This is a genomic window from Arthrobacter sp. zg-Y769 (genome assembly GCF_020907405.1).
Taxonomy (GTDB): Bacteria; Actinomycetota; Actinomycetes; order Actinomycetales; family Micrococcaceae; genus Arthrobacter_B.
Genome location: NZ_JAJJOE010000007.1, coordinates 131,216 through 156,737, shown reverse-complemented (window position 1 = coordinate 156,737; position 25,522 = coordinate 131,216). Strand labels below are relative to the sequence as shown.

The window sequence follows — 25,522 nt, the reverse complement described above, 5'->3', positions numbered from 1 at the left end:
CGCAGAACCTACAGGCTGAGGCGGATTCCGCCCTGCGGCTCGGAAGCAATCTCCTGGTAGGCGGCGAAGAGCAGGGAGGTGTCAGGGACCTCAAGCATGGACGGTTTCGCCAGCCCGTCCAGCACCACGAAGCGCAGCAGGTCCCCGCGGGATTTCTTGTCCCGGCGCATGCCGTCCAGCAGGGCGGACCAGCGGTCCTTGCGGTACGTCACCGGCAACCCCAGCAAGGACAGGATCTCCTTGTGCCGGTCCGCGGTGGCGTCATCCAGGCGGCCCACCGTCCGTCCCAGTTCCGCGGCGAAGACCAGGCCCACGGACACCGCCGCGCCGTGGCGCCACTGGTAGCGTTCGGCCAGTTCGATCGAATGGCCCAGGGTGTGTCCGTAGTTCAGGAATTCCCGCCGGCCGGACTCGCGCAGGTCGGAGGAAACGATGTCGGCCTTCACCGCGATCGAGCGTTCCACCAGCTCGCGTACGACGGCGGAGCCGCCGTCGGCCACGGCCTCCGGGTTCGCTTCGACCAGGTCCAGGATGGCGGGGTCGGCGATAAAGCCGCACTTGATGACCTCCGCCATGCCGCTGAGCAGTTCATTCTTGGGCAGGGTGGCCAGGGCGTCCAGGTCCGCCAGGACCCCGGCCGGCGGATGGAAGGCGCCCACCAGGTTCTTGCCTTCGGCGGTGTTGATGCCGGTTTTGCCGCCCACGGCGGCATCCACCATGCCCAGCAGGGACGTGGGGATATGCACTACCTTGATGCCCCGCAGCCAGGTGGCTGCCACGAAACCGGCCAGGTCGGTGACGGCCCCGCCGCCCACGGCCACAATGGCGTCGGACCGGGTGAAGTCGTTCTGGCCCAGGACCTGCCAGCAGAAGGAGGCCACCTGGATGTGCTTGCCCTCTTCGGCATCCGGGATCTCGGCGGTGACGGCAGTCAGCCCCGTTGCGGCGAGTTCGTCCCGGACGGTGTCGCCGGTGGTGCGCAGGGCGCGGGGGTGGATGACCAGGACGCGGCGCACCCGCTCACCGAGCATCTCCGGCAGGCGTCCGAGCAGGCCGTTGCCTACGACGACGTCGTAGTTCTCTGCGGGGTTGGCACCGGTCACCTGAATGATTGTGGATTCGGAGGGCATCTAGTCTTCTCCTTTGATGAGGACGGAAGTCAGCCGGTCAATGATGGCCGGAACGGTCAATCCCCTGGTGTCAATGGTGATGTCGGCCAGGGATTCGTATATGGGACGGCGGACGTCCGCCAGCTCCTGCCAGCGCCGGACCGGATCCGGTGCCAGCAGCGGGCGGTGGCCTGCACGGGTGATCCGTGGAAGCACAGTGGCAAGGTCCGTATCCAGAAACACTACAGTGGCTCCGCCGAGCAGCTGCTGCGTCCCCGAGTCCAGCACGGCGCCCCCGCCCAGCGAGATCACCGTGGGGACCCGGGCCTCGAGTGCGGCGGCGACTGTGCGGGCCTCAACCTCGCGGAAATAGTGTTCCCCGTAGGCACTGAACAGGCCGGCGATGGGGCCGTAGCGTGCCACCACTGCCTCGTCCGTGTCCAGGAAGGGCATCTGCTGGCGGGCGGCGAACCCGCGCCCCACCACCGACTTCCCGGCGGCCATAAAGCCCATCAGGACCAGGTGCCGGTCGGAAAGCCGGGACCGGCCGCTGCTAAGGGACATCGGTTCCGGCGGATTCCAGCGACTGCGGGATGGCGGCCAGGTAGGCGTGCAGGTTCCGTGCGGTTTCCGGCACCGAATCGCCGCCGAACTTCTCGATCACGGCTTCGGCCAGGACCAGCGCCACCATGGCTTCGGCAACCACTCCGGCAGCGGGGACCGCACAGACATCGGACCGCTGGTGATGGGCGCGTGCCGGTTCGGACGTGCGTACGTCCACGGTGCGCAGCGCCCGCGGCACGGTGGCAATGGGTTTCATGGCGGCCCGCACCCGCAGCAGCTCGCCGATACTCATGCCGCCTTCGATGCCCCCGGCCCGGTTGCCGGAACGGACCACGCGGCCCTGGGCGTCCTGCAGGATTTCATCGTGGGCAGCGGAGCCGCGGCGGGTGGCGGTGAGGAAGCCGTCCCCCACTTCCACGCCCTTGATGGCCTGGATGCCCATCAGGGCACCGGCGATCCTGGCGTCCAGCCGACGGTCCCAGTGCACGTAGCTGCCCAGTCCGGGCGGCAGTCCGTAGGCCAGCACCTCCACCACTCCCCCGAGCGTTTCGCCTTCCTTGTGGGCGGCATCCACTTCGGCAACCATGGCCGCCGAGACTCCGGCGTCGAAGCAGCGCATCGGATCGGCGTCGAGGGCGTCGACGTCGGCGGGCAGCGGCAGCGCCGAGTCTCCGGGTGCCATCACACCGGCAATACCCACCGTGTGGCTGACCAGTTCAATGCCCAGCTGCTTCAGGAACGCGGACGCAACCGCTCCAAGGGCCACGCGGGTGGCGGTTTCACGGGCACTGGCGCGTTCCAGGACGGGGCGGGCGTCGTCGAAGCCGTATTTCTGCATGCCGGTGAAATCGGCATGGCCCGGACGCGGGCGGGTGAGGGGCGCGTTCCGCGCGGAATCGCCCAGAACAGCCGGATCGACGGGATCCGGGGCCATCACCTGTTCCCATTTGGGCCACTCGGTGTTGCCGATCTCAATGGCGACGGGGCCGCCCTGGGTGAGGCCGTGGCGGACTCCACCGAGGATGCGCACGGCATCCTGCTCGAATTTCATCCGCGCGCCGCGGCCGTAACCGAGCCGGCGGCGGGCCAGGGCAGCGGAGATGCGGGTGCTGTCCACTTCCACTCCCGCAGGGACACCTTCAACAATTCCAACCAGTGCAGGGCCATGGGACTCACCGGCGGTCAACCAACGCAACATGCTTTCAATACTGCCATGCCCGGCGCGGGCGTTCAGCGCCGCAGTATTCCCGCTGCGTCACACATGGCGTTTGTGACGCCGGGTTCGTCAAAGAAGGCATCGCCGGTGAAAAGCTTCACCTGTTCCACTGCCTGGTAAAGCAGCATCTCAATGCCCGGTGCCACGGTTCCGCCCAGCCCGGACCAGACGGAGGCGAGCCGGCTTGGCCACGGGTCGTAGGCGGCGTCCAGGAGGATGGCACCCGGCCGCACTCCGGGGATGGTGTCCGCGAGCCCGTCGGCGCCCCGCGGCGGCAGTGTGGAGATCACGACGTCGGCTTCCGTGCAGGCGGCGGCGGCCTCTGCCCAGGGGCGTGGGCGGACCGCGATACCCGTCGCCAGGCCCGCTTCCAGAACTCCCGCCCGGCCCGCCGCCGCTTCGGGGAAGCGCCGCGCGCACACCTCAACGCCTGCCGGGTCCAACTGCGCCAGGGCGGCAACGGCCGCGCATGCGGTCCCTCCGGCGCCCAGCACCAGGGCGCGGGGCCGGAGGCCGATGCCCGCGTGCCGCAGCGCACCGACAATCCCGGCCACGTCGGTGTTGTGGCCTACCAGGAGGGTGCGGGAGTTCTCCCGGCGAAAAGTCACGGTGTTCAACACTCCGAGTGCCTGCACCAGCGGCCGGACCTCGTCCATCTGCTCCACCATGACCGCCTTCAGCGGCATGGTGACGGACAGGCCGGTCCAGCCTGCCTGCCCGCGGACGGAGGCCGCGAATTCCGCGGCCTCCTCTTCGCGTACGTCAATTGCCTCGTAACTGCATTCGAACCCGAGGTAGGCGTACGCGGCCCGGTGCAGCTGCGGGGACCGGGAATGGCTGATCGGGTGCCCCAGGACGGCTGCCCGCCGCAGGGTCTGATCCACCTATCCGCACCGCCCGGGCTTCTGTGTGCTGCACCAGTTCTGGTATTCCTCCACGTACTTGGCGTGCTCGGCCAGGGTGGAGGAGAACTTGGTTTCGCCCGTGTCGAGGTTGACGGTGACCCAGTAGTAGTACGGGACATCGGACGGGTTGGCTGCCGCGTCAATGGCCTCCCGGCTCGGGGAACCGATCGGGCCGACGGGCAGGCCGGGGTTGGCGTACGTGTTGTACGGATTGGACTTGTCGGCCTTTTCCTCGGGGGTGAGTTCGTAGCTCTTGCGTCCCAGGCCGTAGGTCACCGTTGCATCGGACTGGATCAGCCCGTTGGTTTCCTTGTTGTCCGGGCCGAGGCGGTTCTCGATGGAACCGGCAACGGAACCGTAGTCGGCTTCCCCGGCCTCGGCCTGGATGATGCTGGCTTTGGTCAGGATCCGGTATTGCTCGGCGGGGTCGGTGATACCGGCCTCTTCGAGCTGGGCGAAGGTGTTGTCCACCATCTCGGTGATGATCGCCGTCGCGTCCATTTCGACGTCGAACCGGTATTCGCCCGGGTGCAGGTAGCCCTCAAGGCTCACTGCTTCAGCGGGGAGGCCGAACTGCTGCGGGTTCGCGGCCAGGGCCTGGAACTCCGACAGCGGGATCCGGGTGGAGGTGTTCAGGACCTCAAAGACCTCGTTCTGGCGCAGGTCGCGTGCCACGGCAGCGTAGTGCACCTGGCTGCCGCCGTCTCCGAGCAGGGCGTCCACGGCGGCGGAGGAGGACATCTGGTATTTCATCTCATACGTTCCGGGCTGGATTTCCCGTCCGTCCGACTGCGCGGTGAAGGCGTTGATGAATTCCTTGGAAGTGGCGACGATGTCTTCGGCTTCAAGCTTGCCGCCAATCAGCAGCGGACCGTCGCCCTCGGCGACGGTAAAGGCTATGGTGCCTTTGCCGGCGCCCTCGTAATCCTGGATCTCATTCATGCCCAGCAGGTCCCGGAGGAACATGATGAGGCCGAAGATCACCCCGGCGAAGACGGCGAGTACGGTGATCATCACGATGGTGCGGCGACGGCGGCGACGCTGCTTTTCGCGGCTCGGGCGCTGGCTCCTGCGGCTGGGCAGGTCCGATGGTTCCTCGAAGAACTGGCCCACGGGCAGTTGGTTGCTGCCTCCCTGTCCGGGCAAATGGTCAGGTTCAGCCATGGCCGGGTACTCGGGATATCTGTGGCTCACGGCGTGATACCGCCTTCGCGCTCGATGTCCTGCGAAATTTCGAACTCCTCAGTCGGGGCCGGCACCCCGCCGCTTTCGCGGCGCGGCCGGCGCAGTGTAACCAGCTCCCCTACGTCCCTGTTCAGGGATCGTTGTGTGTCAATAGACTGCTGCAGAATCGCCACAGCTGCTGCTTGATCAACCACTGTACGGTGATTCCGGCTGTTCATTCCAGCTTCACGCAGGGAACGGTGCGCGGAAACGGTAGTCAGGCGTTCGTCCACCAGCCGCACCTGCTGGTCCTGCCCGGCATCCGCCAGGGCCCGGACCAGTGTCTGCGCGTAGTCGCGCGCCATCTGCGTGGAGGCCGTTTCGCCGCCGCCCAGGCTGCGGGGCAGGCCGACAAATATTTCCACGGCCCCCCGCTCCGCAGCTTCACGAACCACCACACGGATGTCGCTGTTCTTCTTCGCGTCCCGCTTCAGCGTCCTGACCGGCATGGCCAGGACGCCGTCGGGGTCGCTGGCTGCGAGGCCGACCCGAACCAGGCCGACGTCGACGCCCAGCTTCACCCCGTGCAGACGAGCCAAGTTAGGCCCGCCCCGCCACGGCTTCGCGGATGGCCGTGAGGGCATCCGGAATCCTGCCGGCGTCGGAGCCGCCGCCCTGGGCGACGTCGTCCTTGCCGCCGCCGCCGCCGCCGAGCACACCGGCGGCAACCTTGACGAGTGCACCGGCCTTGACGCCGGCACCGCGGGCACCCTCGTTCGTGGCCACAATCACCACGGGACGGTTGTTGGACACACCGGCCACGGCCACGGCGGCGGGTTCGCTGCCCAGCCGGGAGCGCAGGTCAAGGGCGAGGGTGCGCAGGTCATCCGCTCCCCCGACCTCGCCGGCGTTGTGGGCCAGGAGCCGGACGCCGTCGATGTCCACTGCGGAACCCACGAGGGCGGCAGCGGAGGCGGCCAGCTGTTCGCGGCGCAGCCTTTCCAGTTCCTTCTCCGTGGACTTCAGCTTCGCCAGGGTAGCGGCAAGGCGGTCCGGCAGCTGGGCCGACGGAACCTTGAGCATTTCCGAAAGCTCGTTGACCAGGGCGCGCTCGGCGGCGAGGTGGCGGAAGGCGTCCATACCCACGAACGCTTCGACGCGGCGGTTGCCGGAGCCCACGGACTGCTCCCCCAGCAGCGTCAGGCTGCCGATGCGGGAGGTCGACGCGACGTGCGTGCCGCCGCAGAGTTCCCGGGACCAGTCGCCGTTCATCTCCACGACCCGCACCGTGTCGCCGTAGGCTTCGCCGAACAGGGCGGTGGCGCCCAGGGCCTTGGCCTCGGCCAGGGACATGATTTTGGTCTCGACCTGGTAGTTGCTGCGGATCGCAAGGTTGGAGACCTCTTCGATCTCGGACTTCGCAGCATCGGACAGGCCCTCGCCCCAGGAGAAGTCGAACCGCAGGTAGCCGGCCTTGTTAAAGGAGCCGCGCTGCAGCGCTTCCGGGCCGAGGATCTGGTGCAGGGCGGCATGCACGATGTGCGTACCGGAGTGCGCCTGCTCGGCCTCGTGGCGGCGCTGGGCATCGACGGCGGCCAGGACGCTGGCACCCGCGGCAATTTCGCCCTCGCGGACAATCGCCTTGTGCACGCTCAGTCCCTTGACCGGACGCTGCACGTCCTGCACCTCGAGGACGAACCCGTCGCCGGTGATCAGGCCGGTATCGGCGGCCTGGCCGCCCGCTTCGGCGTAGAACGGCGTCTCATCCAGCACCAGGGAGATTTCCGAACCCTGGCCGGCGTATTCCACCCGGGAGTCCCCGGAGATGATCCCGCGGACCTTGGATTCGGTCTTGAGCTCGTCGTAGCCCGTGAACACGGTGGAGCCGGCAGCCAGCAGTTCGTTGAACACGGACATGTCGGCGTGCCCGTGCTTCTTTCCGCGGGCGTCGGCCTGGGCGCGCTTGCGCTGCTCGGACATCAGCGACCGGAAGCCGGCTTCGTCCACCTTCAGTCCCGCTTCCTCCGCCATTTCCAGCGTGAGGTCGATGGGGAAACCGTACGTGTCGTGCAGGGCGAAGGCCTCTTCGCCGCTGAGGGGGGCGCCCGCGGCCTTGGAGACCTTCACGGCCTCTTCCAGGCGCTCGGTGCCGGAGGCGATGGTGCGCAGGAACGCCTTTTCCTCCGCGTAGGCAATCCGGCTGATCCGGGCGAAGTCGGCTTCGACCTCGGGGTAGGTGCCCTTCATTGCGTCACGCGAGACGGGCAGCAGTTCCGGCAGCACGGCCGTTTCCACCCCGAGCAGGCGCATGGCGCGCACGGCCCGGCGGATCAGGCGGCGCAGCACATAGCCGCGGCCTTCGTTCGACGGGCTCACGCCGTCGGAAATCAGCATCAGGGCGGAGCGGATGTGGTCGCCCACCACGCGCATCCGGACGTCGTCCGTGTGGTGCGGATCGGACGGGTCTTCGGCGCTGGTGTAGGTCTTGCCGGAAAGTTCGGCGGCCTTGTCCAGCACGGGACGGACCTGGTCCGTTTCATACATGTTCTCGACGCCCTGCAGGATCATGGCGAGGCGTTCCAGGCCGAGGCCGGTGTCGATGTTCTTCTGCGGCAGCTCGCCGGCGACGTCGAAGTCCGTCTTGGAGCGCACGGCGGAGAGCTGGTACTGCATAAAGACCAGGTTCCAGATCTCGATGTAGCGCGTCTCGTCTACTGCCGGGCCGCCCTCCTGCCCGTAGGCGGGGCCGCGATCGTAGTAGATCTCGGAGCAGGGGCCGCCGGGGCCGGCCTGTCCGGTGTTCCAGTAGTTGTCGGCCTTGCCGGTGCCGATGATGCGTTCGTTGGGGATGCCGATCTTGTCCCGCCAGATGGCGCGTGCTTCGTCGTCGCGCTCGTCGCCGTCTTCGTAGACGGTGACCCAGAGCCGCTGCGGGTCCAGGCCGTAGCCGCCCTTCTCGACGTCGGAGGTCAGCAGATCCCAGGCGTAGGTGATGGCTTCTTCCTTGAAGTAGTCACCGAAGGAGAAGTTGCCGGCCATCTGGAAGAAGGTGCCGTGGCGGGCGGTCTTGCCCACTTCTTCAATGTCCGCGGTGCGGATGCACTTCTGCACGCTGGTCGCGCGGCTGTACGGAGCCTTTTCGCGGGCAGTCAGGTAGGGGATGAACGGCACCATGCCGGCCACGGTGAACAGCAGCGAGGGATCGTTGGAAACGAGTGACGCCGAGGGCACCACCGTATGCCCTTTATCGCTGAAGTAATCCAGCCAGCGGCGTGCAATCTCGTGGGACTTCATGGTGCTTCTATACCCTTCCGGTAATGATTATTCAGCCTGCAGGACTGCGTGCCTGGTGCTGTGCTGCGGGGAACGAAGAGGTGCCGGCGCTTAGCGGCGCGTGGACCTCAGCGTCTCGGCAACGTTGTCCGTGTTGTCCAGGCCCAGGGCAGCGCGCAGTTCACCTTCGCGCTGGCCCATGCCTTCGCGCAGGGCTTCGGCGAAGCCCTGCACCACACCCGCGGCGGAATCAACGGCACGGTTGATGCCCGCCTGGCTCAGGCTGGTCTTGGCCTCGGTGACCCGGCGGACAGCGATCACGCCGATGGCGACGCCGATGGACATCCAAAATACGCGCTTGATCATGGCTGGCTCCTGTAGTTGTGTAGGTTTGCTTAGCGGCTGCGCCGGCCGCGGCCGGCCGTCCTGCGGGAGGCAAGGGCGGAGCGGACGCCGTAGCTGAACGCCGAAACCTTGATCAGCGGGGAGCCCACGGTGGCGGCCACCAGGGAGGACAGTGCGGACAGGTTCGCCGTCGCATCGGAGACGTTCGAGGAGATGCCGTCCACCTTCTGCAGCTGCTGGTTGGTGGTGGACACCGTCGTGGTGACCTCGTCGATCAGCGGCGTGGTTTCCTCGCTGAGGGTACGGATGGCACCGCGCATCTCGTCAAAGACCTTCCCCAGTTTCCAGATGGGAACGGCCAGCAACGCGACCAATACGGCAAACACACCGGCCGCGATCAGACCGGCTATATCTCCACCCGACATGGGACTCCTTTTACGCAAAAAATTGTGGTTCGCATCCCCGTGGCCGGTTCTGCCTTGGTGCCCCTGCCTGGATACGGCGAAAGACCCCGGTATGTACCTTACCTACTGCAGCGCCGCGGCACTTACTTTTGCCGTGTGCGCCACTCGGGGACATCTGCCCCCGGACAACGGAACAGCCCGCGGCACAGGGCCGCGGGCTGAACAGTAAACGGAGTTTTTACCGTTATTAGCGTGCGTAGTATTCCACCACGAGCTGCTCTTCGCAGGTCACGGGGACTTCCGAGCGCTTCGGGCGACGCACGAGGCGTGCCTGCAGCTTGTCCAGGGAAACATCGAGGTAACCCGGAACGGCGGGCAGGACGTCGCGGTGGGCGCCGGCTGCGGCAACCTGGAACGGCGTCATGGTCTCGCTGCGCTGGTGCACGTGGATGAGCTGGCCTTCGGAAACGCGGAAGGACGGACGGTCCACGCGGGCGCCGTCAACCATGATGTGGCGGTGCACAACCAGCTGGCGGGCCTGGGCGATCGTGCGGGCGAAGCCGGCACGCAGCACGAGTGCGTCGAGACGCATTTCGAGCAGTTCGATCAGGTTTTCACCGGTCAGGCCGGCGGTGCGGCGGGCTTCTTCGAAGACACGGGTCATCTGTGCTTCGCGGATGCCGTACTGGGCGCGCAGACGCTGCTTTTCGCGCAGACGTACCGCGTAGTCGCTGTCCTGCTTGCGACGGGCGCGGCCGTGCTCACCCGGGGGGTAAGGCCGACGCTCGAAGTACTTAGCTGCCTTGGGGGTCAAAGCAATGCCGAGGGCGCGCGATGCGCGTGCCTGACGGCGTGCACGTGTGTTGTTAGCCACGTTCACCTTTCACTGTTTGGCGGTTTGGCCACGGCGGTAAAGCGTGCCGTGACTGCTGCGAAATATGCTGGCCTCCATTAGGGAGAGCTCCGGCCAACCGCTGCCGTCTGCTACAGCCGAGGGTGTCGAAATCGACAACCGGCTTGCCAGTCAACCATCAATGCTAACACGCACCGCGGGACCTGCCGGGCAGGGCGCATCCCGGGCAGGTCAGGACTTCTCGCCCCGGATGATTCCCCGCAGCCGCTCCAGCCTTGCGGAGATGTCCCGCTCCACGCCGTTGCCGGTGGGCTCGTAGTAGTTCTTTCCCACCAGGTCATCGGGGGCGTACTGCTGGCGTGCCACCCCGTGCGGGGAATCGTGCGAATAGACGTAGCCCTTGCCGTGCCCCAGCTGTTTGGCACCCGGGTAGTGTGCATCACGCAGGTGGGACGGTACGCCCTGCCCGCGTCCGGCCCGGACATCGGCGATGGCAGCGTTGATGCCCATATAGGCAGCGTTCGATTTCGGCGCCGTGGCAATATGCACCACGGCCTCCGCGAGGATGATCCGCCCTTCCGGCATGCCGATCAGCTGCACGGCCTGCGCCGCGGCGACGGCCGTCTGCAGCGCCGTCGGATCGGCCATGCCCACATCCTCCGACGCGGAGATGATCAGCCGCCGGGAAACGAACCGCGGGTCCTCCCCCGACTCCAGCATGCGGGCCAGGTAGTGCAGCGCGGCGTCGACGTCGGAACCGCGGAGGGACTTGATGAACGCGCTGGTGATGTCATAGTGCTGGTCCCCCGCGCGGTCATAGCGCAACGCCGCAACGTCCAGGGCCTCTTCGGCGTGCTTCAGCGTGACTTCCGGGATGTCGTCGCCGTCGGCCTTCTCGGAGTACGCGACGCCGGCCGCAGCCTCGAGCGCGGTCAGGCCGCGGCGGGCGTCCCCCGCGGCCAGCCGGACCAGGTGCTCGAGCGCCTCGGCGTGAAGCGTGACGCGTCCGGCCAGTCCGCGTTCATCCTCGACGGCGCGCTGGAGCAGGGCGGCGATGTCTTCCTCTGTCAGCGGTTTCAGGGTGAGCAGCAGCGACCGGGACAGCAGCGGGGAGACCACGGAGAAGGAGGGGTTCTCGGTGGTGGCGGCCATCAGGACCACCCACCGGTTCTCCACGCCCGGCAGCAGTGCGTCCTGCTGGGCCTTGTTAAAGCGGTGGATCTCGTCCAGGAAGAGGATGGTGGTCACCCCGTGCAGGTCCCGGTCCGTCAGGGCCTGCTCCATGACCCGGCGAACGTCCTTAACGCCTGCCGTGATGGCGGAGAGTTCCACGAACTTGCGTCCGGCGCCGCGGGCGACGACGTGCGCGAGCGTGGTCTTGCCGGTTCCGGGCGGCCCCCACAGCATGACCGAGGAGGGACCGGCGGGGTTGCGTTCGTCAGCGGAGGACGCCAGCGTGCGCAGCGGCGAACCCGGACCGAGCAGGTGCTGCTGGCCCACCACCTCGTCCACTGTCCGCGGGCGCATCCGGACCGCCAGGGGGCTGCGCGGCCGTATCCTCGCGCCCGGGCTGTCCCCGGCGTCGTCGAACTCCGCGTCGTCGTCTCCGCCAACGCTGAACAAATCATTCCCCGGCAAACCATTCACGCTTCAAGGCTACTCGTGCCGTAACCTGAGCTGGTCCACCCCCTTTTTCCTTGAAAGCAGGCCCCGCCGTGCCCGGCTCGCGCACCACCTATGTTCCCGCCGAGCGGCTGCCCGGCTGGCTGGAACGGTTCGAGGCCAGCCAGGGTCCCCTGGAGTTCCTGCCCGAAACCGACGGCCTCCGGGTCCGTGCGGTATCCGGCGCCGAGGCCCGGCTCCTGGGTCCCTGGCCTGCCGACGGCCGCCCCGGGCGGGGAGCCAACGACATCGAACGCCTCACCTCGCTGGCCGGGCAGGCCCGGACACTGGGCCTGGTGCTGGTGCGCCGGGGCGGATATGCCGTAGGGGCGGCACGGGAAGGGAGGCTGCTGGCTTCGAAAACCGGCTCGTCCAACAGCCGCCGTGCCAACGCGGCCGACGCCCTGGCTGGAGCCGCCGCGGAGCAGGCAGCGGCAGTATTCAGCAGTGCGGCTCCTGAATATCTGGTCTTCGGCGGCGACCGGATGCTGGCCGGGCAGGTGGCCGGACGGCGGGAGTTTGCGCGCTGGGCACGGCTCCCCCGGCTGCGTCCCTTGGACGTCGCGGACCCCAAAGCAGCGGTGCTGGAGCAGGCGGCCCGGGACGCGGCGTCGGTCTTTATCCGGGTCACCCTGCCCTAGGAACGGTTACTGCCCGCCTAGGCGCGCGACCACAACCGCGGCCGGCTCCGGCACTGCCGACCGGTAGCCGGTTCCGGCCCAGAGACTGGTGCCGTGCGGATCTGCGGCGGCTGCGGCCTGCGCCCGGAGCCCCTTGGTCATCTGGTTGACCAGCGGGTACGCGGCCGGAGCGTCAGGATGGCTGGCCATAAACCGGTTGGCGAGTCCGCGTGCGGTGCGGCCGGAGAAGGCCCGGGTCAGTGCGGTCTGCGTAAACTGCGGATCCTGCAGGGCCGCCCGGTGCACGGCGGCGGTCCCGGCCTCCGGGCTCAACAGCAGCGCGGTTCCAACCTGTACTGCATCGGCGCCGGCAGCGCGCAGGGCACGCGCGTCTGCGGAGGTGCGGATTCCTCCGGCGGCAATGAGTTCGACGCCGGATCCAACCCCGCTGCCGGCGCCGCGCACCGCACGCACCAGTTCCGCCAGCGGCTGCGTTGGCACGTCCGCCGCGGCGTCGAACGTGCCGCGGTGGCCGCCCGCCTCCGGTCCCTGCAGGCACAGGATCCGTGCACCGGCGGAAACGGCCAATGCTGCTTCCCCGGCGGTGGTCACGGTGACCACGACGGCGGTGCCTGCATCCCGGAGCGCGGTAATAACGTCCCTGCCGGGCAGGCCGAAGGTAAAGGACACCACGGGAACCAGCAGGCGGAGGACCAGGTCGAGTTTGGTGTCCCAGCCGTCCTCGTCCTCCGGGTCCGGCAGCGGCAGCAGCTCCGGCGGGTAGTCCCGGGCCAGCTGCTCCCGGTAGGCCAGGGCGGCAGCGACCTGCCGGGACGTGCCGGAACCGCCGGTATTCGCGGCGTCCGGGACGAAGAGGTTCACCCCGAACGGCTTTCCGGTCAGCTCCCGGGCCGCAGTGATTTCGGCGGCCACGGCCTCGGCGGTTTTATAGCCCGCAGCCAGGAATCCCAGCCCGCCGGCGTTGCTGACCGCCGCGGCCAGCGCCGGAGTGGACGGCCCGCCGGCCATGGGCGCCCCGACCACGCCGTGCGGCAGGGACTTCAGCGTAAACACGGCCGGCGGTTACAGCTTGACGGTGCCGTCGATGCAGGTGGCGGTTTCCCCGCCGACCCAGATCCTCCGGTCCCGGGTAAAGATCCGCACCAGTCCGGAACGTTCCAGCACGGTGCCCTGCGTAACGGTGTAGCGGTCCGGTGCGAGCCCGGCGCCGATCAGCCACTGCGCCAGTCCGGCGTTGAGGCTGCCTGTAACGGGATCCTCCGGCACACCGTGACCTGGCGCGAAGGCGCGGACTTCGAAGTCCGTTTCCTCGCCGTCGCTCTTCGGCCCGATGACCCCTACGGCCAGGGAGCCCATGGCCGCGGCATCCGGGGTCAGGGACAGTACCGTATCGGCGTCCTTCAGGAGCAGGCCCAGCCAGCCGGGGCCGTTGTCAATCCAGTTTGAAGCGGAGACCTGGTCCCGGCTGATGCCAAGGGCATCCACCGCCTGCTTCAGCACGGCGTCCTCCAGCTCGCCCGAGCGGATCAGCGGCGGCGCCCCGAACGCGGCCATGCCGGCCGAGGCGTGCAGGGTCACCAGCCCCACTCCGCATTCGGAGATCACGACGCCGGGATAGTGCGGGATGTTCCCGGCCTCCAGCCACGCGTGGCAGGTGCCCAGAGTGGGGTGTCCGGCAAAGGGGATCTCTCCCCCGGGCGTGAAGATCCGGACCTTATAGTCGGCGCCGTCCTGTGTGGGAGGCAGCACGAAGGTGGTCTCCGACAGGTTGGTCCACCGGGCAAAGGAAGCCATGGCAGCGTCGGATAAACCGTCTGCGTCGAGTACCACGGCTACCGGGTTGCCCAGGTAGGGCTTTGTGCCGAAAACGTCGACCTGCTTGAACCAGCGATCTCTCATGCCCAAACACTATCGGGTGCCGGCGCCGGACTGTCCAGCGGAAGCGGGTATGTCCAAGCGGGTTAAAGCACGGTACCCGGCCGCATCTGCGACCGGGTACCGACTGCGGTGGGAAATTATGCTTCCTTCGCGGGTGCTTCCTTGTCCTTCTTGGCCTCCGGCTTGAAGTCCACGCCGGCTTCCCTGCGCTGCTGCGGCGTGATCGGGGCCGGAGCCTGGGTCAGCGGGTCGAAGCCGCCGCCGGACTTCGGGAAGGCGATGACGTCGCGGATGGAATCGGTGCCGGCCAGCAGGGCCACCACGCGGTCCCAGCCGAAGGCGATGCCGCCGTGGGGCGGGGCGCCGTACTTGAAGCCCTCAAGCAGGAATCCGAACTTCTCCTGTGCGTCCTCCTGCGAAAGGCCCATGACCTTGAAGACGCGTTCCTGCACGTCGCGCTGGTGGATACGGATGGAACCGCCGCCGATTTCGTTGCCGTTGCAGACAATATCGTAGGCGTAGGCCACAGCCGACTCGGGATCCGTGTCGAAGGTGTCCATGAATTCGGGCTTGGGCGAGGTGAACGCGTGGTGCACGGCGGTCCAGGCGCCGCCGCCCACTGCCACGTCACCGGCTGCGACAGCAGCGGAGGCCGGTTCGAACATGGGCGCGTCAACAACCCAGACGAACGCCCAGTCCTTGGGATCGATCAGGCCCGTGCGGTGGCCGATCTCCACGCGGGCGGCGCCGAGCAGGGCACGTGCCTCGCTCTTTTCACCGGCTCCGAAGAAGATACAGTCTCCCGGCTTGGCGCCGACCTTCCCGGCGAGGTTTTCACGCTCGAAGTCGGTCAGGTTCTTGGCGACCGGACCGGTCAGCGTGCCGTCTTCCTGGATCAGCACGTAGGCCAGGCCCTTCGCGCCGCGCTGCTTGGCCCATTCCTGCCAGGCGTCGAGGGTGCGGCGTGCCTGCGAGGCACCGCCCGGCATCACCACGGCGCCCACGTACGGAGCCTGGAAGACGCGGAAGGTGGTGTCCTTGAAGAACTCGGTGAGTTCCGTCAGTTCCAGGCCGAAACGCAGGTCCGGCTTGTCGGAGCCGTAGCGGGCCATGGCGTCCGCGTAGGTCATGCGCGGGATGGGGGTGGTGATGTCGACGCCGATCAGCTTCCACAGCGACTTCACGATCTGCTCGCCCAGGGCGATGATGTCGTCTTCTTCCACGAAGCTGGCCTCGATGTCCAGCTGCGTGAATTCCGGCTGGCGGTCCGCGCGGAAGTCCTCATCGCGGTAGCAGCGGGCAATCTGGTAGTACTTCTCGAAGCCGCCCACCTGGAGCAGCTGCTTGAACAGCTGCGGGGACTGCGGCAGCGCGTACCAGGAACCCGGGGCCAGGCGTGCGGGAACCACGAAGTCGCGGGCACCCTCGGGGGTGGAGCGCGTCAGCGTGGGGGTTTCGATTTCCACGAAACCTTCGTCGTGCAGCAGCTCGCGGGCCACGCGGTTGGCTTCGGAGCGCAGGCGCATGGCCGCGGCCGGTGCCGGGCGGCGCAGGTCCAGGTAGCGGTGGCGCAGGCGGGCTTCCTCGCCGACCTCCACATGCTCGTCAATCTGGAACGGCAGCGGGTCGGAGGTGTTCAGGATGACGACGTCGTCCGCGATCACCTCGACTTCGCCGGTGGCCAGCGCCGGGTTTTCGTTACCCTCGGGCCGCTTCTGCACGGTGCCGGTGATCTGCAGGACGTACTCGTTGCGCAGGCCGTGGAAGACATCCTCTTCACGCACCACAACCTGGGCCACGCCCGAAGCGTCGCGGAGGTCGAGGAAGGCAACGCCGCCGTGGTCGCGCCGTCGGGCGACCCAGCCTGCGAGAGTAACGGTCTGTCCAATATGCTCGGCCCTCAGGGAACCAAGGGCATGAGTGCGCAGCACAGCTGTCCTTTCGAGAAACTTGCGGAAACCACTGTTTCCGCCCATTGTAAATACACGGTCTTCTTGAGAGTTTACCGGTGAACCGACCCCCGCCCCGCCACGTACCTACCGATTGGACGCCCTGTTGTCCGGCACTACCCAGCCGCGTGTTCCCCTGGGCGGCTTTGATGCCACCACTGCCGGCCTAGGCTCCATCGTCGGTGCCGGAGCGTTTGTTGCCTTCGCCCCGGCTGCCGCCGCCGCTGGTCCGGCACTGGGCGCGGGCCTCGGGATAGCGGCCTTTGTGGCCTTCCTCTGCGGCCTCTCCACGTTCCAGCTCAGCCGGGCAGTATCGCGGCGCCTTCCCGAGGACCAGGGCGGGGATGAAACGGCACGAACGGCTGCGCGGATCCTGCTGGGACCCTACAGCGGTTTCCTTTCCGGCTGGACCCTGATCTGGGCGCTGATGCTCTCCTCCGCGGTGCTGGCCCTGGCGTTCGGCGCGTATGCCTTCCCGGAGCACCCCCGGGTGGGCGGCGCGGGCGCCGTGGCGGCGATGGCCGTGGTGAACCTGCTGGGCTTCAGCCGGAGTTCCTGGGTCACCCGCTTCATTGTGGCCTTCGTCTTCAGTGTCCTGGCGTTCACCGTGGTGGTGCTCTTCAACGAGGCACCCCACCAGCCGGTACGGGTGGGCGCCGAGATCGAGGCGTCCGTCTCCGGGGTGCTGCAGGCGGCCGGGCTGCTGTTCTTCCTTTTCTCCGGTTACACGCGGCTGGCCACGATGGGCTCCGGTGTGCGCAATCCCTCACGAAACCTGCCCATCGCCATCCCCGCGGCCCTGGCCGTTGCCTTCGCGCTCTACTGGTTTATGGGCTCCTCAATGCTTGCCTACTACGGGGCGGCGGCACTTTCCGCGGAAACCGCTCCCCTGCTGGATCCGATGCAGAGCGTCGGCGCCGATGTGGGTACGGGAGCCGTTGTCATTGCGGTCACCGCCGCTGCCCTGGGCGGCCTGTGGTCTCTGCTGGAATCGGCCAGCCGGACCGCGTCCGCCATGGCCTCCGACCGTGACCTGCCATCAGTCTTCTCCGCTTCCCGGAACTCCCGCACGGGGCCCGTCCCCTGGGCAGCCCAGGCCGCGGCCGCCGTCGTCGTCCTGCTGCTTGTAGTGTTCGGCGAACTGGACGGGCTGCTGGGGATGGCTTCCTTCGCGCTGCTGTTCTATGCGGCCATCACCGCCGTGTGTGCGTTCTCACTGAAGGACCGCACGCGCTACGCGCCCCGGATCCTCAACCTTGCCGGAGCGGCCGGAGCGCTGCTGCTGGCCCTGGCGCTGCCCCCGCTGTCCATCAGCCTGACCCTGATCATCCTGGTGGCCGGACTGGTGGTCCGGCTGAGCTTCCGCCGACCGCGCTCTTCCAAGACCCCGCCGGCGCTCTAGCCTGCTTCGGGTCCTGCTGCCGCCCACGCACGGATTTCTACCAGCAGTTCGTCGCGGCGTTCCGCGGACGCGAACGATGCTTCGATGGAATCCGCCGCGAGCCGGGCGAGCTGTGCCCGGCTCAGGCCGAAGGCTTCCTGCGCGGTGCGGAACGCATCATCCACGTAGCCTCCGAAATACGCCGGATCGTCGGAGTTCACCGAAATGTTCAACCCGTGATCGAGCATCTGCGGCAGGGGATGCTGCGCCAGGCTCTCCACGGCCTGCAGGCGTACGTTGGAGAGCGGGCAGATGGTCAGCGGGATTTTCTCGCGGACCAGCCGCTCCACCAGGGCCGGGTCATCCAGGCAGGTAATGCCGTGGTCGATCCGGTCTACCAGGAGCAGGTCCAGGGCCTCCACGATGTAGGTGGGCGGCCCCTCCTCTCCGGCATGGGCAACGGTCCTCAATCCGGCCTCCCGCGCCCTCCGGTACAGCTCGACGAACCACGACGGCGGGTTCCCCACTTCCGCCGAATCCAGGCCTATCGCAATGATCGGCGCGTCCATGGCCAGCAGCTCCTCCAGGACCTCCAGCGCCTCAGCCGCCGGGCGGTCACGCAGGAACGCGGCGATCAGCCCGGTGGAGATGCCGAATTCCTCCTCGCTGCGCTCCAGCACCGAGCAGACGCCGCGGACGGAGGTCTCCAGGGGAATCCCGCGGATCAGGTGCGCCTGCGGGTCCATCATCATCTCCACATGCCGCACCCCGGCGGTGGCTGCCCGCCGCAGGTAGGCGCGGGTCATGTCGGCGAAGTCCGCCTCTGTGCGCAGGACGTCCATGTTGGCGTAGTACAGGTCCAGGAAGGACTGCAGGTCCGTGAAGCGGTAGCGTGCGCGGAGGTCCTCGAGCCCGGCGTAGGGCAGGTCGATGCCGTTACGCGCGGCCAGGTCGAAGATCAGCTCGGGTTCCAGCGTCCCTTCAATGTGCAGATGGATTTCGGCGCAGGGCGGAGTGGGAAGCAGATCAGCGGTCATGGCTAAACCCTAGGACTGTGCCTGTTCCCGCTAACAGTGCCTTTCGCCAAGTCCGCCCCGCAGAAGTCCGCGGGCCGCGGCCGTCAGGGCCGCTAGGGCGCCTGCACCCGGGCCACCTGCACGGTGAGGTCCTCGGCCGGCGGCGTCCAAAGGGCCGGATCTGCGGGGACCTGCTCGCCTGAGCGGATGTCCTTGACTTCGTGGCTGCCGTCTTCGGCGGTAAACCAGACGAACGGGATGCCCCGGCGGTCGGCGAACTTGATCTGCTTGCCGAACTTTTCCGCCTTCGGTGCCACCTCCACGGAGATGCCCCGGCTGCGCAGCTGCGCAGCGATGTCCTGCGCTTCGGACCAGGAGTCGTCGGTTGCCAGCGTCAGCAGCACGGTGGTGGGCACGCTGCGGGAGGCGGCGGCGAATTCCTGGCTGAGGATGCGCATGACCAGCCGGGTGACGCCAATGGAGAGTCCGACGCCGGGGAAGGTGCGGCTGCCCTTGCTGGCCAGGGCGTCGTAGCGGCCGCCGGAGCAGATGGAGCCGAGGGCTTCGTGGCCCACCAGGACGGTTTCGTAGACGGTGCCGGTGTAGTAGTCCAGGCCGCGGGCGATGCTGAGGTCCGCAAGAACCCGTCCCGGAGCCCGGCGGGAGGCTTCGCTGATGACCTGGAACAGCTCATCCAGGCCTTCCTCGAGCAGGTCATTCGACACACCCAGGGCACGGACCTGCTCCACGAAGGACGTGTCCTCCGTGCGGATGGAGGCCAGTTTCAGGGCTGCCTCGGCCTGCGCGGGGGTGGCGCCGAGTTCTTCCTGCAGGAGTTCGGCCACGCGCTGCGCGCCGATCTTCTCGAGCTTGTCGATGCTGCGCAGCACTCCGGCGGTGTCTTCCAGCCCGATGCCCCGGTAGAAGCCTTCGGCCAGCTTGCGGTTGTTGACCCGGATCCGGAATTCGGGAATGGGCAGCGCACCGAGGGCTTCGGCGATGACCAGCGCCAGCTCGACGTCGTACCGGAACGGCAGGTCGCCGTCGCCCACCACGTCAATGTCCGCCTGGGTGAACTCGCGGGCGCGGCCCTCCTGCGGCCGTTCGCCGCGCCAGACCTTCTGGATCTGGTAGCGGCGGAACGGGAAGGAGAGGTGGCCGGCGTTTTCCACGACATAGCGGGCAAACGGCACGGTGAGGTCGAAGTGCAGGGCCAGCTGGTTGGGATCCTGCTTGCCGGCGGCTTCGCCCTCTTCGGCCTGCAGCCGGCTGAGCGCGTACACTTCCTTGTCAATCTCGCCCTTGCGCAGCAGCTGGCCCACCGTCTCTACGGCACGGGTTTCAATGTTGGAGAAGCCGTGCAGCTCGAAGGTCCGGCGCAGCACGTCCAGGACATGGAGTTCAACGAGGCGCTCCTGCGGTAGCCATTCGGGGAAACCGGACAGTGAGGCCTTGCGTGCCATGGTGGCAAACTCCTTAGGTGGGCGAAAAGGCACAGGCAGCACCCCGCCCGGCCAAAGTGCACGCAGAGCGTGCATAAACTATGTGCGGCACTCATTTTAGCGTTCTTGGACGCAGCCCTCGTTTCAGGCGCGCGGACGCCCAGTCCCGGCGCGGCCCCATCCAACCCAGATCCAGTACAGGAGGCAACGGTGGCAGCAAACCGCACCAGCCGTGAAGACAGGCGCCGGGTGGCCCGGATGGAGGCACGGAAGGCCTTCGCTGCCGCCCGTGCGAAGCGGCGGAAGCGGGACAACCTCTTCGCAGCGTCAGCCGCGGCCGTCGTCCTGGCCCTTGCCGCTGCCCTGCAGGTGAGCTGGTTCAGTTCCGATCCCACCGCCGAGGAGCTGGACCTGCTGCGGGACCAGGCCTCCGTCGCCGACCTGCCGGAGGTTCCGGATCCGTCCATGGCTGAAGGCAGGACGTTCACCGGTTCGCTGGCCCTCGGCCAGGGCGAGATCGGCGTGGAGCTGGACGGCAACGCGGCGCCGCAGGCCGCAGCCGTCTTCAAGACCCTTGCGGACGAGGGGTATTTCAGCGGCAAGGACTGCCACCGTCTGACCACTGCTGAAACCACGTTCGTGCTGCAGTGCGGGTCACCGGACGGGGACGGCAAAGCAGACCAGGATTTCCTGTGGGGGCCGGTGGAAAACACACCGGCTGACGGCTTCTACCCCGCCGGCTCCATCGCCGTCGCCCGCGGGGACGACGTCATGAGCCACGGCACACAGTTCTTCATCGTTTACAAGGATTCGACGCTGGCGCAGGAAACGGGCGGCTACACGATAATGGGTAAGGTAACGTCAGGTCTTGACGTAGTGGAGTCCATCGCTTCCTCGGGGACAGACTCCGGGAAGACCGATGGTTTTCCGAAAGACCCGGTGACGATTAACTCGTTCACCCTGAATTAAGTGGCGGCGCGGGCTTCGCAAACTGCCATCCATCGAGTGAAAGACTTTTAGCGGTGACAGACAGTCAGAAATCCGACGAAACAGCAGACCGGATCCCTACGGAAACTTCCCGGCCTGCCACTCCGAGCCCGGCAGCACTCGCGGCGCGGCGTCCTTCCCCCGCAGCTGTAGGCCCGCGGGCGGGATCGCCGGCCCAGCCGGTGGTGGCTGTTCCGGCAGCGCACTCCACCCCGCTGGAGGAAGCCGCCCGCTTTGCGCGCGTTGAGGAGGACGGCCATGTCTTCCTGATCGTGGACGGCGAGGAATCCCCGGTTGGCCAGTTCCCCGACGCCTCCAAGGAAGAAGCCCTGGCCTACTTCGTGCGCAAGTACGACGACGTCGCCAGCCAGCTCCTGCTCCTTGAGCAGCGCATGCAGGTCAAGGCTCCGGCCGCCGACATCCACAAGACCCTGAAGCATCTGGCCCAGCAGGTGGCCGAGCGCAAGATGGTGGGCGATATCAAGGCCCTCGATGCCCGTATCGCTGCCCTTGAAACCTCGCTCCAGGAAGCCGAGGCCGCAGAGCGCGCCGAAGCTGAAGCAGCCAAGGCCCGTGAGCTTGCCGCCCGTGAAGCCATCGTTGCCGAGGCGGAGGAAATCGCGGCCAAGGACCCGGCCGCCATCCAGTGGAAAACCAGCAGCAACCGGATGAACGAACTGTTCGATGCGTGGAAGACCGCGCAGAAGAACGGCCCGCGCCTCGGCCGCAGCACCGAAGACAGCCTGTGGAAGCGGTTCCGCTCCGCCCGGACGGTCTTCGACCGCCACCGCCGCGCCTACTTCTCGCAGCTGGACAGCGAAAATTCGTCCGCCAAGGCTGCGAAGGAGGCACTCATTGCGCGTGCCGAGGAACTCGCCACGTCCACGGACTGGGGCAACACCGCCGCCGAATACCGGCAGCTCATGGACGAGTGGAAGGCCTCCAAGCGCGCCAGCCGCAAGGACGACGACGCCCTGTGGGCCCGTTTCCGGGCAGCGCAGGATAAGTTCTTCGCCGCCCGCCAGGCCGCCAACGAGGTTATTGACGAGGAATTCGCCGCCAACCTCGTGGTCAAGGAACAGCTGCTCCGGGAAGCCCAGGCCCTCCTGCCGATCACGGACCTGAACTCGGCCCGCAAGGCCCTGCAGTCCATCCGGGAACGCTGGGAAGACGCCGGCAAGGTACCCAGGGCGGACATGGGCCGCATGGAAGCCGGTATCCGCAAGGTCGAGGAAGCCGTGAAGGCTGCCGAAGACGAGCACTGGCAGCGGAGCAACCCCGAGACCAAGGCGCGCACCAACTCTGCCCTGTCCCAGCTGGAGGCGACCATCGCGTCCCTCGAGCAGGACCTGGCCGACGCTGAGAAGGCCGGCAACGCCAGGAAGATCGCCGAGGCCCGCGAGGCCCTCGAAGCCCGTCAGCAGTGGCTGGAAATGCTGCGGAAGTCCGCGCAGGACTTCGCCTAGGCTCCGTCCCTTCCGCGCGGCGAAAGCCCCGGTCCCCCGTTATCCACAGCGGGCGGCCGGGGCTTTTACTTTGTCGGCTTCACTGCACATGCTGGTGTGCATGCCCGCGCAGCTGTTCCCCTACCCCGGTGCCCTCCCGCAGGTCACCTCCACGGGCGGTGCGCTGTTCACGGCCGGAGAGATCTTCCGCCACGGGGAACTCCAGGCCATGGCGATGGACGGACTGCTCCGGCAGGTGTACGCCGGAACCTTCGTGCGCTGGGATGTCCGCCCGGATCCGGTGGTCCGGGCCCTCGCGGCGTCTGCCGCGCTGCCTGCGCCGCTGCGGCGCCGGCTGACCATGGGAAGGTTGAGCGCTGCCTGGATCTATGGCTGCGCGCCGCGGCCGTCCAGGCTCGATGTCCTGGCGGACCGGCGCAGCCGCACGGGCGCCCTGCAGCCCTTCAGCACCGCGGTCCTCCATGAGGGCCTGCTCGGTCCTGCCGACCGCGTTGACGTCGGGACGGTGTCAGTCACCTCCCCGCTGCGGACCGCCGTCGACGTTGCCCTCTATGCGGCCACCGCTGACGCTGTCCCGGCCCTGCGCCGTCTGGCAGCGCACCCGGCCCTGGACTGCCGCCTGGACCTCGTGCGGCGCGCCCTGCAGGCAGGCAACCGCGTACCGGGCAAGGCAGCGGCCCTGGAACGCGTCACGGCAGCCGCCGCCCCTGCGGGTTAGACCCGCCGGTTGACCCGCCGCTAGACCCGCCGCTGCGACCCCGTGGTCCGGTAGACGTCGAACACCCCGTCGATCTTCCGGACCGCGCTGAGGATGTGGTTCAGGTACTTCGGATCCCCCATCTCGAACACGAACTTCGACATGGCCACACGGTCGCTGGAGGTGTTCACGCTGGCGGAGAGGATGTTCACGTGGTTGTCCGAGAGGACCCGCGTCACGTCCGACAGCAGGCTCTTGCGGTCCAGTGCCTCCACCTGGATTTCGACCAGGAACACGCTGGACTGGGTGGGCGCCCATTCCACCGGGACGATGCGGTCCGGAGTGGCCCGCAGTTCCTGCACGTTGCGGCAGTCGCTGCGGTGGACCGAAACGCCGGAGCCGCGCGTCACGAAGCCGATGATGGGGTCCGGCGGAACCGGGGTGCAGCAGCGGGCCAGCTTGACCCACACGTCGCCGGTGCCGCGTACCGTGACACCGGAATCGGAGAACTTGGGGCGGCGGGCGGCCGTGGCCACCGGCGTTTCAGCCAGGTCCTCTTCGGCGCCCTGGTGGCCGCCCATCAGGTTCACCAGATGCTCAATGACGTTCTGGGCCGAGGTATGCCCGTCGCCTACAGCCGCATAAAGCGCCGAGATGTCCTGGTGGTGCAGCTCCTCGGCCACCGCCACCAGCGCGTCGTGCGTCATCAGGCGCTGCAGCGGCAGGTTCTGCTTGCGCATGCCGCGGGTGAGCAGATCCTTGCCCTTTTCGATCGCCTCTTCGCGGCGTTCCTTGGTGAACCACTGCCGGATCTTGTTCCGGGCGCGCGGGCTCTTGACGAAGCCCTGCCAGTCCTGGCTGGGGCCGGCGCCTTCCGCCTTGGACGTGAAGATCTCCACCCAGTCGCCGTGCTGCAGCTCGCTGTTGAGCGGCACCAGTTTCCCGTTGACGCGTGCACCAATGGTCCGGTGGCCCACCTCGGTGTGGACCGCGTAGGCGAAGTCCACCGGCGTCGACCCGGCCGGCAGGGCCATGACCTCGCCCTTGGGGGTGAAGACAAACACCTCGCGGGCGTTGATCTCGAACCGCAGCGAATCCAGGAACTCGTCCGGATCGGAGGTTTCCTGCTGCCAGTCCACCAGGCTGCGCAGCCAGCCCATGTCGTCGGGGGCTTCGGGGCCCTTGTTGCCGTCCTTGTACTTCCAGTGCGCGGCTACACCGTACTCGGCGCGGCGGTGCATGTCATGGGTCCGGATCTGGATTTCCACCGGCTTGCCGCCGGGGCCGATCACCGTGGTGTGAAGTGACTGGTACATGTTGAACTTCGGCATCGCGATGTAGTCCTTGAACCGCCCGGGAAGGGGGTTCCAGCGCGAATGCAGCGCGCCGAGGGTGGCATAACAGTCACGGACGGAGTCCACCAGGACGCGGACGCCCATCAGGTCATGGATGTCGTCGAAGTCTTTGCCCCGGACAATCATCTTCTGGTAGATCGAGTAATAGTGCTTGGGCCGGCCGGTGATGGTGGCCTTGATCTTGACCGCGTGCAGGTCATCCGCGATCTGTGACCGCACGGTGCCCAGGTACTTTTCCCGCTCCGGGGTGCGGTCGCCGACCATCCGGACAATCTCGTCATACACCTTGGGGTGCAGCGCGGCGAAGGAAAGGTCCTCCAGTTCCCACTTGATGGTGTTCATGCCCAGCCGGTGGGCCAGCGGTGCGAAAATCTCGAGTGTTTCGCGTGCCTTGCGGGCGGAGGATTCCGGCGAGACGAAGCGCCAGGTGCGGGCGTTGTGCAGCCGGTCCGCCAGCTTGATGACCAGCACGCGGATGTCCTTGGCCATGGCGACGACCATCTTGCGCACGGTTTCGGACTGCGCTGCGTCACCGAAGGTGACCTTGTCCAGCTTGGTGACTCCGTCTACGAGCATGGCCACTTCGGGGCCGAACTCCCGGCGCAGCTCGTCCAGCGTATAGGTGGTGTCCTCCACCGTGTCATGCAGCAGGGCCGCGGCCAGGGTGGTGCCGGTCATGCCCAGCTCGGCGAGGATGGTCGCCACCGCCACCGGGTGCGTAATGTACGGGTCGCCGCTCTTGCGCTTCTGGCCCTCGTGGCTGCGCTCGGCCACCACGTAGGCACGCTGGATCAGGTCCAGGTCTTCCTTGGGGTTGTTCACCCGGACCGTGCGCAGCAGCGGTTCGAGCATCGGCGAGTAGCCGGGGTTGCCGCGGCCGGCCAGGCGGGCGAGCCGGGCACGGGTGGAGGCACGGCGGCCGGTCGACGGCGCACGGCCGGCACCGCTACCTACCCTCGCCGGGACAGGCACCTGGGCCGGGGCGGATACCGGAAGCAGTGCGTCAGTCTTGCCCGCGGCAGCATCCAGTGCCGCAGCCTCGCCCGCTGCGGTGCCCTCATGCCCCGGGGTCATACCCGGGGTGCCGCTGTTTCCTGCCTCATCGGCAGGCGATGCACTGTTGGCCACTGACGACCTTTCTTCCGTGCTGCTTCGAGCAGGTTCTCAAATACGCTTTTTGGCGCACCGCGTGCGGTGCTGATCCTGTCAACCAGT

General features: G+C 67.5%; 22 protein-coding genes. 5 read left to right on the top strand and 17 right to left on the bottom strand.

Translation table 11 applies throughout. From position 1 onward, the window contains the following. Window positions 1-8: 8 nt before the first annotated feature. The 11 genes from aroB to LOC60_RS06165 all read right to left on the bottom strand — a co-directional run bounded on the left by aroB (window position 9) and on the right by LOC60_RS06165 (window position 11,480). A complete protein-coding gene (aroB, locus tag LOC60_RS06215) occupies window positions 9-1,130 on the bottom strand; it encodes a 3-dehydroquinate synthase (protein ID WP_230023568.1) in 1,122 nt (373 codons plus the stop codon). After that, on the bottom strand, window positions 1,131-1,673 hold the full coding sequence (locus tag LOC60_RS06210) for a shikimate kinase (RefSeq protein ID WP_230023567.1): 543 nt from the start codon (window positions 1,671-1,673) through the stop codon (window positions 1,131-1,133). It abuts the gene before it with no gap. After that, window positions 1,663-2,871 carry a chorismate synthase gene (gene aroC, locus LOC60_RS06205; protein ID WP_230023566.1) on the bottom strand — a complete coding sequence of 403 codons (1,209 nt, stop codon included), beginning with the start codon at window positions 2,869-2,871 and terminating at the stop codon, window positions 1,663-1,665. Before aroC ends, LOC60_RS06210 begins: the two co-directional genes overlap by 11 nt. A 32-nt stretch (window positions 2,872-2,903) precedes the next feature. Then, on the bottom strand, window positions 2,904-3,773 hold the full coding sequence (locus LOC60_RS06200; RefSeq protein ID WP_230023563.1) for a shikimate dehydrogenase family protein: 870 nt from the start codon (window positions 3,771-3,773) through the stop codon (window positions 2,904-2,906). Then, the gene (mltG, locus tag LOC60_RS06195; protein ID WP_230023561.1) at window positions 3,774-4,988 is read right to left on the bottom strand and encodes an endolytic transglycosylase MltG; all 1,215 of its coding nucleotides are present in this window, start codon (window positions 4,986-4,988) and stop codon (window positions 3,774-3,776) included. Further along, the gene (ruvX, locus tag LOC60_RS06190; RefSeq protein WP_442860383.1) at window positions 4,985-5,602 is read right to left on the bottom strand and encodes a Holliday junction resolvase RuvX; all 618 of its coding nucleotides are present in this window, start codon (window positions 5,600-5,602) and stop codon (window positions 4,985-4,987) included. Before ruvX ends, mltG begins: the two co-directional genes overlap by 4 nt. After that, the gene (gene alaS / locus LOC60_RS06185) at window positions 5,559-8,252 is read right to left on the bottom strand and encodes an alanine--tRNA ligase (RefSeq protein WP_230023549.1); all 2,694 of its coding nucleotides are present in this window, start codon (window positions 8,250-8,252) and stop codon (window positions 5,559-5,561) included. The genes ruvX and alaS overlap by 44 nt, the downstream gene beginning before the upstream one ends. Before the next feature lie 90 nt (window positions 8,253-8,342). Then, window positions 8,343-8,597 carry a hypothetical protein gene (locus LOC60_RS06180; protein ID WP_231713208.1) on the bottom strand — a complete coding sequence of 85 codons (255 nt, stop codon included), beginning with the start codon at window positions 8,595-8,597 and terminating at the stop codon, window positions 8,343-8,345. Between the two features lie 29 nt (window positions 8,598-8,626). Beyond that, complete coding sequence (locus tag LOC60_RS06175; RefSeq protein WP_230023547.1) at window positions 8,627-9,001, bottom strand: DUF948 domain-containing protein; 375 nt, start codon at window positions 8,999-9,001, stop codon at window positions 8,627-8,629. A 226-nt stretch (window positions 9,002-9,227) separates the two neighbouring features. After that, window positions 9,228-9,854, bottom strand: coding sequence for a 30S ribosomal protein S4 (gene rpsD, locus LOC60_RS06170; RefSeq protein ID WP_104054795.1), 627 nt, complete (start codon window positions 9,852-9,854; stop codon window positions 9,228-9,230). A gap of 210 nt (window positions 9,855-10,064) precedes the next feature. Beyond that, window positions 10,065-11,480, bottom strand: a complete 1,416-nt coding sequence (locus tag LOC60_RS06165) for a replication-associated recombination protein A (RefSeq protein ID WP_230023545.1) — start codon at window positions 11,478-11,480, stop codon at window positions 10,065-10,067. Between the two features lie 50 nt (window positions 11,481-11,530). Here LOC60_RS06165 and LOC60_RS06160 point away from each other — a divergent pair, with 50 nt between their 5' ends. Next, on the top strand, window positions 11,531-12,136 hold the full coding sequence (locus tag LOC60_RS06160) for an acVLRF1 family peptidyl-tRNA hydrolase (RefSeq protein WP_230023543.1): 606 nt from the start codon (window positions 11,531-11,533) through the stop codon (window positions 12,134-12,136). Window positions 12,137-12,142: 6 nt separating this feature from the next. Here LOC60_RS06160 and LOC60_RS06155 read toward each other — a convergent pair whose 3' ends face one another. The 3 genes from LOC60_RS06155 to aspS form a co-directional block, all read right to left on the bottom strand. Further along, window positions 12,143-13,189 (bottom strand): nitronate monooxygenase, encoded by a 1,047-nt coding sequence (locus tag LOC60_RS06155; protein WP_230023540.1) that lies wholly within the window; start codon window positions 13,187-13,189, stop codon window positions 12,143-12,145. Between the two features lie 9 nt (window positions 13,190-13,198). Next, window positions 13,199-14,035 carry a PhzF family phenazine biosynthesis protein gene (locus tag LOC60_RS06150; protein WP_230023538.1) on the bottom strand — a complete coding sequence of 279 codons (837 nt, stop codon included), beginning with the start codon at window positions 14,033-14,035 and terminating at the stop codon, window positions 13,199-13,201. Between the two features lie 116 nt (window positions 14,036-14,151). Next, window positions 14,152-15,945 carry an aspartate--tRNA ligase gene (gene aspS / locus LOC60_RS06145; RefSeq protein WP_230023536.1) on the bottom strand — a complete coding sequence of 598 codons (1,794 nt, stop codon included), beginning with the start codon at window positions 15,943-15,945 and terminating at the stop codon, window positions 14,152-14,154. Window positions 15,946-16,069: 124 nt separating this feature from the next. Here aspS and LOC60_RS06140 point away from each other — a divergent pair, with 124 nt between their 5' ends. Continuing rightward, window positions 16,070-17,365 carry an APC family permease gene (locus LOC60_RS06140; RefSeq protein ID WP_230023534.1) on the top strand — a complete coding sequence of 432 codons (1,296 nt, stop codon included), beginning with the start codon at window positions 16,070-16,072 and terminating at the stop codon, window positions 17,363-17,365. Here LOC60_RS06140 and LOC60_RS06135 read toward each other — a convergent pair. Both LOC60_RS06135 and hisS read right to left on the bottom strand, forming a co-directional pair. Further along, entirely contained in the window at window positions 17,362-18,381 is a 1,020-nt protein-coding gene (locus LOC60_RS06135) for an adenosine deaminase (protein WP_230023533.1), read from the bottom strand. The genes LOC60_RS06140 and LOC60_RS06135 overlap by 4 nt on opposite strands. A 92-nt stretch (window positions 18,382-18,473) precedes the next feature. Further along, window positions 18,474-19,823: a histidine--tRNA ligase gene (gene hisS / locus LOC60_RS06130; RefSeq protein ID WP_230023531.1), complete on the bottom strand. Its 1,350-nt coding sequence runs from the start codon at window positions 19,821-19,823 to the stop codon at window positions 18,474-18,476. A 189-nt stretch (window positions 19,824-20,012) separates the two neighbouring features. Between hisS and LOC60_RS06125 the strand changes: the two genes are divergently transcribed. The 3 genes from LOC60_RS06125 to LOC60_RS06115 all read left to right on the top strand — a co-directional run bounded on the left by LOC60_RS06125 (window position 20,013) and on the right by LOC60_RS06115 (window position 22,973). Then, a complete protein-coding gene (locus tag LOC60_RS06125) occupies window positions 20,013-20,771 on the top strand; it encodes a peptidylprolyl isomerase (RefSeq protein ID WP_230023529.1) in 759 nt (252 codons plus the stop codon). 53 nt (window positions 20,772-20,824) lie between these two features. Further along, window positions 20,825-22,255, top strand: a complete 1,431-nt coding sequence (locus tag LOC60_RS06120; protein WP_230023527.1) for a DUF349 domain-containing protein — start codon at window positions 20,825-20,827, stop codon at window positions 22,253-22,255. A gap of 100 nt (window positions 22,256-22,355) precedes the next feature. Continuing rightward, on the top strand, window positions 22,356-22,973 hold the full coding sequence (locus tag LOC60_RS06115; RefSeq protein WP_230023525.1) for a type IV toxin-antitoxin system AbiEi family antitoxin: 618 nt from the start codon (window positions 22,356-22,358) through the stop codon (window positions 22,971-22,973). A 20-nt stretch (window positions 22,974-22,993) separates the two neighbouring features. On the opposite strand, the gene LOC60_RS06110 is transcribed toward LOC60_RS06115, so the two are convergent. Continuing rightward, window positions 22,994-25,381, bottom strand: coding sequence for a RelA/SpoT family protein (locus LOC60_RS06110; RefSeq protein ID WP_442860388.1), 2,388 nt, complete (start codon window positions 25,379-25,381; stop codon window positions 22,994-22,996). Window positions 25,382-25,522: the final 141 nt, after the last annotated feature.